The organism is Streptomyces sp. HUAS CB01 (assembly GCF_030406905.1).
Lineage (GTDB): Bacteria > Actinomycetota > Actinomycetes > Streptomycetales > Streptomycetaceae > Streptomyces > Streptomyces chengbuensis.
Genome location: NZ_CP129137.1, coordinates 1,446,289 through 1,458,680, shown reverse-complemented (window position 1 = coordinate 1,458,680; position 12,392 = coordinate 1,446,289). Strand labels below are relative to the sequence as shown.

Here is a 12,392-nt window from a genome sequence, read left to right as displayed (position 1 = left end):
GCGCCCCGCCGGCCCGCCGCCCGCGCCCGGTCACCACAGGACCGCGACGGCGAACACGGCGAGCCCGAGCGTGCACGCGGTCGCGGCCGCCGCCTGGGCGAAGGGCATGGCCTCCGGTGGACGCCGGGCGGCCATGGTCCGGATGCGCCGGTGCGCCACCGCGAGGAACCCCAGCCACACCACCGCGCTCAGCGCGAACGCGGCGCCATCGCCCGCCGTCACCGAGCCGTCGCGCACCACCTGGCGGACCGCCAGCACCGCCGCCACGGTGAACGCCAGCGTCGTGCGCCGCCAGGCCAGCCGGGTCCGTTCCGGCTGCAGCCCCGGATCGCGCGCGGGTGTGCTCATCCGCGCCCCGTGGCCACGACCACCACCATGGTGACCGAGACGGCACCCACCACCAGCGCGAGCAGCGAGGGGAAACGCGACAGCGGCAGGTCCTCGCCCCGCCGCATCGCCAGCTCGCACCGCACCCAGTGGTGGACCGCCCGGAACGCGCACAGCACCCCCGCCCCGATCAGTCCGAGCGACAGCCCGACCCGCACTCCCCACTGGAGGTCGGGCAGGAACTGGTCGACGGCGAAGCCCCCCGCGATGAGCGCGAGCGCGGTCCGGATCCAGGCGAGGAACGTGCGCTCGTTGGCGAGCGAGAACCGGTAGTCCGGGGTCTCGCCCTCCTCCTGGATCCGCCGCGGCGCGACCCACAGCCGCAGGCTCCGTACGAAGTCGCTCACGCGCCGCACCCTACCCGCCCGGCAGCACGCCGCCCGGCCCGGCGACCCCGCGGCTCCCGGACGGCGCGACGCCGCGCGCCGCTCAGCGCCCCCGGTGCCGCCGCAGCCGCTCGTACGCCGCGAGCCCGTCGGGGACCCACTCCCACTCGGCGAGCCGCGCCTCCAGCTCGGACTCCGGCAGGAAGCGGTGCCAGGCGACCTCCTCGGCCTGCGGTCGCACGGGCAGCTCGCAGCGCACCTCGTAGACCGCCGACCACCAGGTGTGCCGGACCGGCTCCGGTCCGCCGGCGGGCGCGGGCGCGGACGCGTCGTAGAGGAACGTGAAGAGCGGGACCGGACGCGGCAGCCCACGGACCCCCAGCTCCTCCTCGGCCTCGCGCAGGGCCGCGTCGTCGTACGACTCGCCCGCGCCGACGACACCGCCGACGAACATGTCGTACAGCGACGGGAAGACGAGCTTCGTCGGGGTGCGCCGGTGGACGAAGACCCGCCCCTCGGCGTCCCGGGCGAGGACGAAGACACAGCGGTGGCGCAGGCCCTTCGCGTATGCCTCGCCGCGCGGCGCCCGGCCCACGACCACGTCGTTCTCGTCGACGATGTCCAGGATCTCCTCGGCGGGATGCGAAGCGGCGCTCATGGCGCCATCCAACCAGCCGGGGGAGCGGCCGCCCAGTCGGCCGGCGCGCGGCCTCCGGACCGGCGCCGGGGCACCGCCCCGGCGCAGCAGGACGGGCGCCGCCGCATTCTCCCCGGTGGGAACTGTTGACGAGTTACTGCCGCGTACAGAAGATCGGAGCCACCGCACTGGGTCGCGCCGCCGGGCGCCCGCTCCGAGGGGGACACCAACCATGGCGTACGACGCCGATGTCATCGTGATCGGGGCAGGGCTGGCGGGGCTCGTCGCCACCGCCGAGCTCGTCGACGCCGGGCGGAAGGTCGTCCTGCTCGACCAGGAGCCGGAGCGGTCGATGGGCGGGCAGGCCCACTGGTCGTTCGGCGGACTGTTCTTCGTCGACTCGCCGGAGCAGCGCCGGATGCGCATCAGGGACAGCCATGACCTGGCACTCCAGGACTGGCTCGGCACGGCCGGGTTCGACCGCGACGAGGACCACTGGCCGCGCCGCTGGGCGGAGGCCTACGTCGACTTCGCCGCAGGCGAGAAGCGGCCCTGGCTGCACGCGCAGGGCGTCAGGTTCTTCCCGGTCGTCGGCTGGGCCGAGCGCGGCGGTTACGACGCGAACGGGCACGGCAACTCGGTGCCCCGCTTCCACATCACCTGGGGGACCGGGCCCGGCATCGTCGAGCCGTTCGAGCGCCGGGTGCGGGAAGGCGTCGCCCGCGGGCTGGTCGAACTGCGCTTCCGTCACCGGGTGACCGGGCTCGGCCGTACCTCGGGCGCCCTCGACACCGTCACCGGCGAGATCCTGGAGCCGTCCGCGGTGGAACGGGGCGAGGCGAGCAGCCGGGAGGTCACCGGGTCGTTCGAACTCCGCGCCCAGGCCGTCGTCGTCACCTCCGGCGGCATCGGCGGCAACCACGACCTCGTCCGCGCCCAGTGGCCCGAGCGGCTCGGCACCCCGCCCGCGAAGCTGCTCTCCGGCGTCCCGGCCCACGTCGACGGACTGATGCTCGGCATCGCCGAGTCGGCCGGCGCCCGCCACATCAACCGCGACCGCATGTGGCACTACACCGAGGGCATCGAGAACTGGAACCCCATCTGGGCCCGGCACGGCATCCGCATCCTGCCCGGGCCGTCCTCGCTCTGGCTGGACGCGCGCGGACGGCGGCTGCCGGTGCCGCTGTTCCCGGGCTTCGACACGCTCGGGACGCTGGAGCACATCACCCGGTCCGGCCACGACCACACCTGGTTCGTGCTCAACCAGCGCATCATCGGCAAGGAGTTCGCCCTCTCCGGCAGCGAGCAGAACCCCGACCTCACCGGCCGCTCCGTCCGCGGGGTCATCGGCCGGGCGCGGGCCGAAGTCCCCGGTCCCGTCAGGGCGTTCATGGACAACGGGGCCGACTTCGTCGTCGAGAAGGACCTGACGGCGCTGGTGCGCGGCATGAACGCGCTCACCAAGGAACCCCTCGTCGACGAGGCCGCACTGCGCCGCGAGATCATCGCCCGCGACCGGGAGATGGCCAACCCCTTCACCAAGGACCTGCAGGTCACGGCCATCCGCGGCGCCCGCAAGTACCTCGGCGACAAGCTCATCCGCACCGCGTCCCCGCACCGCATCCTCGACCCCGGGGCCGGTCCCCTCATCGCCGTACGGCTCAACATCCTCACCCGGAAGTCGCTCGGCGGCCTGGAGACGGACCTCTCGTCCCGGGTCCTCGCCGACGGCGGCGAGCCGCTGCCCGGGCTGTACGCGGCGGGCGAGGCGGCCGGGTTCGGCGGCGGCGGCGTCCACGGCTACCGCTCGCTGGAGGGGACCTTCCTCGGCGGTTGCATCTTCTCGGGGCGTGCGGCGGGCCGGGCGGCGGCGAAGGCGGTGTCGTGACCGGGGCCGCGACGACGTGGCGCCGGTGAGACATGACGCTTCGTCAGGAGAGCATCGTGTGCGACGAGTTGCATGGTATCGCCGCAGGACAGCGGCACCGACCGACCGGCTGAGCGGTGGTCGAGCCGCCCTGTCCCGCATGGCGCGGATGGGCAACGGCGGGCTTGTGGAAGGGCCGGCCTTGACGGGGAGCCTTCCCTACCGCTTTGCTGAGCGCGATCATTCGCTCACAGCCTGATGTGAAAGTAGCAACGCGGATGCCCCCACCTCCGCCTCCGCTCGGCCGCCGCCGTCGCGCCGGGCGCTCCGGTCAGTCCTTCGACCCCGCACTCGACGACACCGAACTCGTGTCCGTGCGCAGTCAGTTGACCCAGGGTCGGTGGAGCGCCGTGCGCTCGATGCTCACCGCGACCGGGGACGACTGGGACCGCCGGGGCCATCGGCTCGTCGTCCTCGGCGAGCCGCCGTCGAGCGCCGCCTGGGCGCGCGACTGGCTCCTCGCGGAGCCCGGCAGCCCCGACGCGGCCGCGCTGCTCGCCTGCGCCGAGGTCAAGGCCGCCCTGCGGGGCAAGGAACGGCCGGAGTCCGCGAGGGCCGCCTGCCTGGCGGCGGCCGAGCTCGCGCCCCACGACCCCACCCCGTGGCTCGCCCAGTTGCTCCTCGCCCGCACCCTGGGCACCGAGGAGGAGGTCGTCCGCCTCTTCGACGAGGTGCGCGTCCGCCACGCCGAGCACCACCACGCCCACCATCTGATGGCCGCCCGGCTCGCCGAACGCCACGCCGGCGCGGGCCAGGACCCGCTCCACGAGGTGTACGACTTCGCGTCCTGGGCGGCCGAACAGGCCCCGGCCGACTCCCCGCTCGCCGTCCTGCCCGTCGTCGCGCACGCCGAGCGCTACCGGGTGCTGGCCGCGGCCGGCGGCGAGCCCGCCGACCCCGTCGCCTCCGGCCACTGGACCGGCCGGCGGGCCCGCCAGGTGATGAAGGCCGCCTTCGACTGGTGGCTGGAGTGGGAGGGCGAGGACCACCCGCGCAACCGCCTCGACCTCAACTTCCTCGCCCACGCCAAGTACTGCGAGGGCCGATCCGCCGAGGCGGCAGCGCTGTTCCACCGCATCGGGCCGCACGCCACCCCAGACCCCTGGTCCTACCCGGACCGGGACCCGCACCACGCCTTCCAGGCCGCGCGCGACGCCGCGCTCGGCTCCGCCTGAACGACCCATCCCCGAAGGGACCGCCCCGCCATGCCGCCGGCCAGTTCGAGCACCAGCACGAGCGCCACCAGCACGAGCGAGATCAACACCTACAAAGGCCAGGAACGGGCGCTGCGCGCCGACCGGCTCGGCACCGCGGGCCTGCTGCTCTCGGTCCTCGCCGCCAGCGCACCGCTGATGGTCGTGGCCGGGGTCATGCCCACCGTCTACGGCGTGATGGGCATCGTCGGCCAGCCCCTGCTGTACGTCATCCTCGGTGTCGTCCTGTTGCTGTTCAGCGTCGGCTACGCCGAGATGAGCCGCCACGTCCACAACGCCGGCGCCTTCTACGCCTACATAGCCCGCGGCCTCGGCGCCACCTCGGGCGCCGGGGCCGCACTCGTCGCCCTCGTCGCGTACAGCGCGATGCAGGTCGGCATCTACGGCATCCTCGGCTTCGAGGTCTCGGGCCTGCTCGCCACCCACCTCGACCTCACCGTCGCCTGGTGGGTCCCCGCGCTCGCCGCCGCCGCCGTCGTCGCCGTGCTGGGCTGGCTCAAGATCGACCTCAACGCCAAGGTGCTCGGCGTCCTCCTCGTGGTCGAGTGCGCCCTCGTCGTCGTCTTCGACGTCGCCGCCGTCACCGACCCCGGCCCCGAGGGCCTCTCCCTGAGCGCCTTCGACCCCGGCACCCTCACCGGCGCGGGCCTCGGCACCGCCCTGTGCTTCTGCATCGCCGCGTTCGTCGGCTTCGAGCAGTCCCCGGTGTACGCGGAGGAGACCAGCCGCCCCCAGGTCGTCGTCTCGCGCGTGATGTTCCTCGCCGTCGGCTACGCCGCGCTGTTCCTCGCGCTCAGCGCCTGGGCGCTCACCGTCGCCACGGGCCCCGGCGCCGTCACCCGCGAGGCGGCCGAGCAGGGCCCCGGGCTGCTGTTCTCGCTCACCGGCAGCCGACTCGGCGCGACCTTCACCGACGTGCTGCACGTCCTCTTCGTGACGGGCATGTTCGCGGCGCTGCTCAGCTTCCACAACGTCGTCGCGCGGTACGCGTTCGCCATGGGCCGCGAGGGACTGCTGCCCGCCGGCTTCGGCCGGACGAACCGTACGAGCGGCGCCCCCGCCACCGGCTCGGTGCTCCAGTCCGTCGTCTCCGTCGCGGTGATCGTGGCCTTCGCCGCCACCGACTCCATGCCCGCGGGCGACCCGACCACTCCGGTGCTGCGCCTGTTCACCTGGATGGGCAACATCGGGGCACTCGGGGTGATCCTGCTGATGGCGGCGGCCTCCTTCGCCGTGATCGCCTTCTTCGTACGACGCGGCGCGGCCGGACCGCAGGCCTGGCGGCTCGTCTCCTCCGGCCTCGCGGGTCTCGCCCTCCTGGCGATCGCCGTCTACACGGTGAAGGACTTCGACGTGCTGATCGGCGCCGGCCCCGGCTCCTGGCTGAGCTGGATCCTGCCCGGCATCATCGGCGCCGCCCTGGTCGGGGGTCTGGTCTACGGCGCGGTCCTGAAGTCGGTGCGCCCCGAGGTGCACGCCCGGATCGGGCTCGGCAACGAGGCCTTCCGGCTGGAGCAGGCAGCCGGGACGGAGCCCGCGCCCGGCGCCCAGGTGTGACGGAAGTCTGACGGACACCCGCGGCCGCTGGATCCCGGCGGCCGCGGGTGCTCGAATCGAGGGGTGAACGCAACCACCCCGCCCCCGGGCCCGGCGCCGTCCGACCCGCCCCCGCGTCCCTCGGCGGCCCCGGGCACACCGCCGGTCCCGTCCACGGGCGCCTCGGCGAGTCCGGGAACGCCCCAGGCCCCGGGGGCATCGGCGGCCCCGGCTCCGGCCCGGGAACCGGCCCCGGCCCGGGAACCGGCCCGGGGCTCGGAACCCGACCTGGCCCCGGGCGCGTCGGCGGCCCGGGACCTGGAACCGGCTCCGGAGCCGGACCTGGAACCGGCCCCGGCCCCGACCCCGGCCCCGGACGCGGACGCGGAGGGCGCACCCGTCGGACGGCGCACCGTGCTCGCGGTGCTCGGCCTCGGCGCAGCGGGCGTCGCCGCCGCGCCCTGGCTCCAGCGCGGTCTCGAAGCCTTCCTCGGGTCGGTCGCCGACAAGGACCCGACCAAGCTCACCGGACTGCTGCCCAACGGCGGCGGGTTCCGCTACTACTCGGTCGCCTCCTCCGTGCCCCGGAAGACCCCCACCGACTACCGGCTCACCGTCGGCGGACTGGTCGAGCGCCCCGCCGAGTTCACCCTCGCCGCCCTGCGCAGGCTGCCGCAGACCCGCCTCGTACGCGACGTCCAGTGCGTGACGGGCTGGCGCGTCCCCGACACCCCGTTCGAAGGCGTCCGGCTGGCGGACCTGCTGGACGCCGTGGGTGTCCGGCCGGAGGCCCGTGCGGTCCGCTTCACCTGCTTCGACGGCGTGTACAGCGAGAGCCTGACCCTCGACCAGGCCCGCCGCTCGGACGTCCTGGTCTGCCTGCGGATGCGGGACGAACCGCTCTCCCACGCGCACGGCGGCCCGGTGCGGCTGTACGTCGCACCCATGTACTTCTACAAGTCCGCGAAATGGCTCTCCGGGATCTCCCTGACCCGGGACGTGCGCCCCGGTTACTGGGAGGAGCGAGGCTATGACATCGACGCCTGGGTCGGCCGGTCGAACGGCCGCGACGACGCCCCCACCGTCTGAACCCCCGCACCGTGTAAGGAGGTTCAGCCCGGCCGAACGCCTGGTGCACCGCGCCACCGCGGCACTGATGCTGCTGTGCGTCGCGACGGCCGCGTGCCTGTACGTGCCGGGCCTCGCCGAGCTCGTGGGCCGCCGCGGGCTCGTGGTGACCCTGCACGAGTGGTCGGGGCTGCTCCTCCCGGTGCCGTTCCTGCTGGGCCTGGCCTCCCGAGCGTTCCGGAGGGACCTGCGGCGGCTGAACCGCTTCGGGCCGCACGACCGCACCTGGCTGCGGTCCGCGCTCCGCCGCCGGCACGGCCCCGGGCAGCGCCCGGCCGGCAAGTTCAACGCCGGGCAGAAGCTGTACGCCGCGTGGATCGCGGGCGCGGTGCTCGTGATGCTCGGCACGGGGCTGCTGATGTGGTTCACGCGACTCGCCCCGCTGGTCTGGCGCAACGGGGCGACGTTCGTGCACGACTGGCTGGCGCTCACCATCGGCGTCGTCCTGGCCGGGCACATCGCGAAGGCGCTCGCCGACCCGGAGGCACGCCGTGGCATGCGCACCGGGTCGGTCGAGCGCCCGTGGGCCCGCCGGGAGCACCCGCTGTGGGACCCCGACCGGGACTGACCGTCGCTACAGCACGAGGGACAGCAGCAGTACGAAGACGATGCCGACCACCGAGATGATGGTCTCCATCACCGACCAGGTCTTCACCGTCTGGCCGACGTTCATCCCGAAGTACTCCTTCACCAGCCAGAATCCGGCGTCGTTGACATGGCTGAAGAAGAGCGAGCCGGCGCCGATGGCGAGCACGAGCAGGGCCGCCTCCGCGGTGCCCATGTCCGCGGCGAGCGGGGCGACGAGACCGGCCGCGGAGATCGTCGCCACGGTCGCGGAGCCCGTTGCCAGACGGATCGCCACCGCGATCAGCCAGGCCAGCAGCAGGGTCGGGATGGCCCAGTTCTTGGAGAAGTCCAGGATCATCTGGCCGACGCCGATGTCGATCAGCGTGGTCTTGAAACCACCGCCCGCGCCGACGATGAGCAGCACGCCGGCGATCGGGGCGAGCGACTTCTCGACGGTGCTGCCGATCCGCTCCTTGGAGAAGCCGGCGGCGCGGCCCAGCGTGAACATGCCCACGATCACTGCGGCGAGCAGGGCGATCAGCGGGGAGCCGATGACGGCGGTGACCCGCTGGAGGGGGTTCTCGGGGTCGTCGACGACGATCTCCACCAGCGCGTGGGACATCATGAGGACGACCGGCAGCAGCACGGTGGAGACCGTGGCCCCGAAGCTCGGGCGCTTCTCGAGCTCCTCGGTCGCCCGCTGCGGGATCATGCCCTCGGGAGCCTCGATGTCCACCCAGCGGGCCGCGTACTTGGAGAACAGCGGGCCGGCGATGACGACGGTGGGTATCGCGACGACGAGGCCGAGGGCCAGGGTGACGCCCAGGTTCGCGCCGATGGCGTCGATCGCCACGAGCGGGCCGGGGTGGGGCGGGATGAGGCCGTGCATCACGGAGAGTCCGGCGAGGGCCGGGATGCCGATCCGCATCAGCGAGTAGTTGCCGCGCTTGGCGACCATGAGCACCACGGGGATCAGTAGGACGATGCCGACCTCGAAGAAGAGGGGGAGGCCGATGATCGAGGCGATCAGGACCATCGCCCACGGCATCGCCCGGCCGCCGGCCTTGGCGAGGATCGTGTCGACGATCTCGTCCGCGCCGCCGGAGTCGGCGAGCAGCTTGCCGAGGATCGCGCCCAGCGCGATCAGTACGCCGACACCGGCGACGGTGGTGCCCAGTCCGGTGGTGAACGACACGATGGTCTTGCCCAGCGGAGCACCGGCGATGGCGCCCAGCGCCAGTGAGCCGATCGTCAGCGCCAGAAAGGCGTGCAGTTTGAACCGGGTGATGAGCACGACGATGACGGCGATGCCGGCGAGTACGGCGATGCCGAGCTGTGCGTTGCCGGCCGAGGTGATCGGCTCGGTGGCGTCCGCTGCCAGCATCTCGACGCTGAGACGGGTCACGGTGAATCCTCAGTCCTCGAGCCGGCGCAGCGCGGCGACGGCCCGCTCGGTGATTTCCTGGGGGGAGCCGGAGACGTCGACGGCGACGCCGGCCTCGTCGTCCTGCAGGGGCTGCAGGGTGGCGAACTGCGAGTCGAGGAGCGCGGTGGGCATGAAGTGGCCCTTGCGTTCGGCCATCCGGCGCTCGATCAGCGCGCGGTCGCCGGTCAGATGGAGGAACTCGACGTCCGGCGCGGCGGCCCGCAGCCGGTCCCGGTAGATCCGCTTCAGCGCGGAGCAGCTGACGACCCCGCCGAGCCCGGCCCTGCCGTGTGCCCAGCGGCCGATGGCGTCCAGCCAGGGCTCGCGGTCGGCGTCGTCCAGCGGGATGCCGGCGGACATCTTGGCGATGTTGTCCGCGGGATGGAAGTCGTCGCCCTCGGCGTAGGGAACGCCCAGTGCCTCGGCGATCAGGGGACCGATGGTGGTCTTGCCGGTCCCTGCCATGCCCATCACCACAACCACGTGGGGGGTGCTCATAGGTGCCTCGCTGTCCTCGTCGACATCGGCCCGGACGCCGGTCGGACGTCGGGCCGTGCGCTACTGAAACCTAATAGGTACGACTTATTCAAGAGCCTGAGACATAAACGTCATACTTTTTCTTCACGAGTGGTGCCCCCGTACCCTTGGCCCATGACCACAGAGGGCCACGGGCTGCACACACGCGTTCTGGACAGCCTCGGCCTGGCGATCACCGCGGGCGAGTACCCGCCCGCGAGCGTGTTGCGCACCGACGAGGTGGCCCAGCGCTTCGACGTCTCGCGCACCGTGGTCCGTGAAGTGGTCCGGGTGTTGGAGTCGATGCACCTCGTCGAGTCCCGGCGCCGCGTCGGGGTGACCGTCCGGCCGGCCGACGAGTGGAACGTCTACGACCCGCGTGTCATCCGCTGGCGGCTCGCCGGCGCCGACCGGCCGCGGCAGCTCCGCTCCCTGACCGTGCTCCGCTCCGCGATCGAGCCGGTCGCCGCCGGGCTCGCCGCCCGCAACGCCACGGCCGACCAGTGCGCAGCGCTCACCGAGTGCGCCCTCGGCATGGTCGCCACCTCCCGCGGCCACCAGCTGGAGGGCTACCTCAAGCACGACATCGCCTTCCACCGCATCGTGCTCAGCGCCTCCGGCAACGAGATGTTCGCCCGCCTCGGCGACGTCGTGGCCGAGGTGCTCACGGGACGCACCCACCACCAGGTGATGTTCGAGGACCCGGACCCGGCCGCCGTCACCCTCCATGTCCAGGTCGCCGAAGCCGTTCGCGAAGGCGACGCGGAGCGTGCCGAGCGACTGACCCGGGAGATCGCCGTGGGGGCCCTCCAGGAGCTGGACGTCCTCGCCCCCTGAGGCAGCCACCACTCGCTGGTGCCGCCGAATGACCTTGCTTCACCTTGTCGCAACCTCTGAAATACCTCAGATATGTGTCTGAGTGAGGTTCGCCACTGCCAAAATCCCAGGGTTGCCCTGACCATGTGGTGTCGGGCCGTCTGCGCCCGCCCTGCCTCGCCGCGGTGACCCACCTCCGCACCGCAGGAAGGCCGCCGGAGCAATTCCGGTACCGCACACCCCCTCACGAAGGCGAACACCTACATGAGTGACCGCACCATGACTGCGGCCGATACGCCTGTCGCCGGAACCCCGGCCACCGGCACCCCCCACGTGGACGCCGGAGACGCCGGGTACCGCAAGGACCTCAAGTCGCGGCACATCAACATGATCGCCATCGGCGGCGCCATCGGTACGGGCCTCTTCCTCGGAGCGGGTGGCCGGATGGCCAGCGCCGGCCCGTCGCTCTTCATCGCCTACGCCCTCTGCGGCGTCTTCGCGTTCTTCGTCGTCCGCGCGCTCGGCGAACTGGTCCTCTACCGGCCCTCCTCCGGCGCCTTCGTCTCCTACGCCCGTGAGTTCATGGGCGAGAAGGGCGCCTTCACGGCGGGCTGGCTGTACTTCCTCAACTGGTCGACCACCGCCATCGCGGACATCACCGCCGCCGCGGTCTTCGCCCACTACTGGTCGGCGTTCAGCGACGTCCCGCAGTGGGTCCTCGCGCTGATCGCCCTCGCCGTGGTCCTCACCGCCAACCTGATCTCGGTGAAGTACTTCGGCGAGATGGAGTTCTGGTTCGCGATCATCAAGGTCGGCGCGCTGGTGCTCTTCATGCTGATCGGCATCTTCCTCGTCGTCACGCAGCACGACGTCGGCGGACACACCCCGGGCCTGTCCACCATCACGGACAACGGCGGCGTCTTCCCGAGCGGCGTCATGCCGATGCTGCTGCTCATCCAGGGCGTCGTCTTCGCCTACGCCTCCGTCGAGCTGTGCGGCGTCGCCGCCGGTGAGACCGAGAACCCCGAGAAGATCATGCCGAAGGCGATCAACTCGATCATGTGGCGCGTCGCCCTGTTCTACGTCGGCTCCGTGGTGCTGCTCTCCCTGCTGCTGCCCTACACGGCCTTCACCGGCGACCAGAGCCCCTTCGTCACCGTCTTCAACAAGCTCGGCATCCCCGGCGCCGCGAGCATCATGAACCTCGTCGTGCTCACCGCCGCCCTCTCCAGCCTGAACTCCGGCCTCTACTCCACCGGCCGGATCCTGCGCTCGATGTCGATCTCGGGTTCCGCCCCCAAGTTCACGGGCGTGATGAACAAGGGCGGCGTCCCCTACGGCGGCATCCTGCTCACCGCGGGCTTCGGCATCGTCGGCGTCTTCCTGAACTACGTGATGCCGGGTGACGCCTTCGAACTGGTGCTGAACTTCGCCTCCATCGGCATCATCGGCACCTGGGGCATGATCATGGTCTGCTCGCTGCTGTTCGTGAACCGCGCCAAGGAAGGCCGCCTCACCCGCCCGGCGTACCGGCTGCCCTGGGCCCCCTGGACCCAGATCGTCACGCTGGTCTTCCTCGCCTCCGTCCTGGTCCTCATGTGGATGGACGGCGGCATCAGCCGCACCACCGTCAACTGCCTGCCGCTGATCGCGCTCGCCCTCGTCGGAGGCTGGTTCACGGTCCGCAACAGGGTCCGGCGCATCGCCGCGGAGGGTCAGTCCGTCTGACGCCGCGGCCGCCGTACGGCACCATCCGGACGAGGCCCCCGCCGGCACCGGCGGGGGTCTCGCCGTGCCCGGAGCCCTGGCTCCGGGCACTTCGGGCCCGCGGACGCGTTTTCGGCGCCCGGCTCGCACGGGCCAACCCCCGCGCACGTCATAGTGGGTGACGACGTCACTGCGCGACGAAGGG

12 protein-coding genes are annotated in these 12,392 nt (G+C 72.4%); 7 read left to right on the top strand and 5 right to left on the bottom strand.

From position 1 onward, the window contains the following. Nucleotides 1-30 precede the first annotated feature (30 nt). The 3 genes from QRN89_RS06565 to QRN89_RS06555 form a co-directional block, all read right to left on the bottom strand. Nucleotides 31-348 (bottom strand): DUF202 domain-containing protein, encoded by a 318-nt coding sequence (locus tag QRN89_RS06565; RefSeq protein WP_290348400.1) that lies wholly within the window; start codon nucleotides 346-348, stop codon nucleotides 31-33. Then, nucleotides 345-734: a YidH family protein gene (locus tag QRN89_RS06560; protein WP_290348399.1), complete on the bottom strand. Its 390-nt coding sequence runs from the start codon at nucleotides 732-734 to the stop codon at nucleotides 345-347. The genes QRN89_RS06565 and QRN89_RS06560 overlap by 4 nt, the downstream gene beginning before the upstream one ends. An 82-nt stretch (nucleotides 735-816) precedes the next feature. Further along, nucleotides 817-1,371 (bottom strand): NUDIX hydrolase, encoded by a 555-nt coding sequence (locus tag QRN89_RS06555; RefSeq protein ID WP_290348398.1) that lies wholly within the window; start codon nucleotides 1,369-1,371, stop codon nucleotides 817-819. Nucleotides 1,372-1,582: 211 nt separating this feature from the next. Here QRN89_RS06555 and QRN89_RS06550 point away from each other — a divergent pair, with 211 nt between their 5' ends. From QRN89_RS06550 to QRN89_RS06530, 5 genes are all read left to right on the top strand, one after another. Further along, nucleotides 1,583-3,238 (top strand): FAD-binding dehydrogenase, encoded by a 1,656-nt coding sequence (locus QRN89_RS06550; protein WP_290348397.1) that lies wholly within the window; start codon nucleotides 1,583-1,585, stop codon nucleotides 3,236-3,238. A gap of 257 nt (nucleotides 3,239-3,495) precedes the next feature. Then, entirely contained in the window at nucleotides 3,496-4,452 is a 957-nt protein-coding gene (locus QRN89_RS06545; RefSeq protein ID WP_290348396.1) for a hypothetical protein, read from the top strand. A gap of 30 nt (nucleotides 4,453-4,482) precedes the next feature. Beyond that, nucleotides 4,483-6,048: an APC family permease gene (locus QRN89_RS06540; RefSeq protein WP_290348395.1), complete on the top strand. Its 1,566-nt coding sequence runs from the start codon at nucleotides 4,483-4,485 to the stop codon at nucleotides 6,046-6,048. Between the two features lie 321 nt (nucleotides 6,049-6,369). Next, a complete protein-coding gene (locus tag QRN89_RS06535) occupies nucleotides 6,370-7,116 on the top strand; it encodes a molybdopterin-dependent oxidoreductase (protein WP_290353596.1) in 747 nt (248 codons plus the stop codon). Then, the gene (locus QRN89_RS06530) at nucleotides 7,058-7,723 is read left to right on the top strand and encodes a cytochrome b/b6 domain-containing protein (RefSeq protein ID WP_290348394.1); all 666 of its coding nucleotides are present in this window, start codon (nucleotides 7,058-7,060) and stop codon (nucleotides 7,721-7,723) included. The genes QRN89_RS06535 and QRN89_RS06530 overlap by 59 nt, the downstream gene beginning before the upstream one ends. Before the next feature lie 6 nt (nucleotides 7,724-7,729). Here QRN89_RS06530 and QRN89_RS06525 read toward each other — a convergent pair whose 3' ends face one another. Beyond that, the gene (locus QRN89_RS06525; RefSeq protein WP_290348393.1) at nucleotides 7,730-9,127 is read right to left on the bottom strand and encodes a GntP family permease; all 1,398 of its coding nucleotides are present in this window, start codon (nucleotides 9,125-9,127) and stop codon (nucleotides 7,730-7,732) included. A gap of 9 nt (nucleotides 9,128-9,136) precedes the next feature. Next, nucleotides 9,137-9,646, bottom strand: a complete 510-nt coding sequence (locus QRN89_RS06520) for a gluconokinase (protein WP_290348392.1) — start codon at nucleotides 9,644-9,646, stop codon at nucleotides 9,137-9,139. 153 nt (nucleotides 9,647-9,799) lie between these two features. On the opposite strand from QRN89_RS06520, the gene QRN89_RS06515 reads away from it, so the two are divergent. Both QRN89_RS06515 and QRN89_RS06510 read left to right on the top strand, forming a co-directional pair. Next, complete coding sequence (locus QRN89_RS06515; protein WP_290348391.1) at nucleotides 9,800-10,501, top strand: FadR/GntR family transcriptional regulator; 702 nt, start codon at nucleotides 9,800-9,802, stop codon at nucleotides 10,499-10,501. A gap of 243 nt (nucleotides 10,502-10,744) precedes the next feature. Then, complete coding sequence (locus QRN89_RS06510; protein WP_290348390.1) at nucleotides 10,745-12,208, top strand: amino acid permease; 1,464 nt, start codon at nucleotides 10,745-10,747, stop codon at nucleotides 12,206-12,208. Nucleotides 12,209-12,392 lie beyond the last annotated feature (184 nt).

Bases quoted from the DNA above. Each gene is read 5' to 3' on its own strand.
- QRN89_RS06540 (WP_290348395.1), top strand. From the start codon at position 4,483: ATGCCGCCGGCCAGTTCGAGCACCAGCACGAGCGCCACCAGCACGAGC.
- QRN89_RS06555 (WP_290348398.1), bottom strand. From the start codon at position 1,371: ATGAGCGCCGCTTCGCATCCCGCCGAGGAGATCCTGGACATCGTCGAC.
- QRN89_RS06530 (WP_290348394.1), top strand. From the start codon at position 7,058: ATGACATCGACGCCTGGGTCGGCCGGTCGAACGGCCGCGACGACGCCC.
- QRN89_RS06550 (WP_290348397.1), top strand. From the start codon at position 1,583: ATGGCGTACGACGCCGATGTCATCGTGATCGGGGCAGGGCTGGCGGGG.
- QRN89_RS06520 (WP_290348392.1), bottom strand. From the start codon at position 9,646: ATGAGCACCCCCCACGTGGTTGTGGTGATGGGCATGGCAGGGACCGGC.
- QRN89_RS06515 (WP_290348391.1), top strand. From the start codon at position 9,800: ATGACCACAGAGGGCCACGGGCTGCACACACGCGTTCTGGACAGCCTC.
- QRN89_RS06545 (WP_290348396.1), top strand. From the start codon at position 3,496: ATGCCCCCACCTCCGCCTCCGCTCGGCCGCCGCCGTCGCGCCGGGCGC.
- QRN89_RS06565 (WP_290348400.1), bottom strand. From the start codon at position 348: ATGAGCACACCCGCGCGCGATCCGGGGCTGCAGCCGGAACGGACCCGG.
- QRN89_RS06510 (WP_290348390.1), top strand. From the start codon at position 10,745: ATGAGTGACCGCACCATGACTGCGGCCGATACGCCTGTCGCCGGAACC.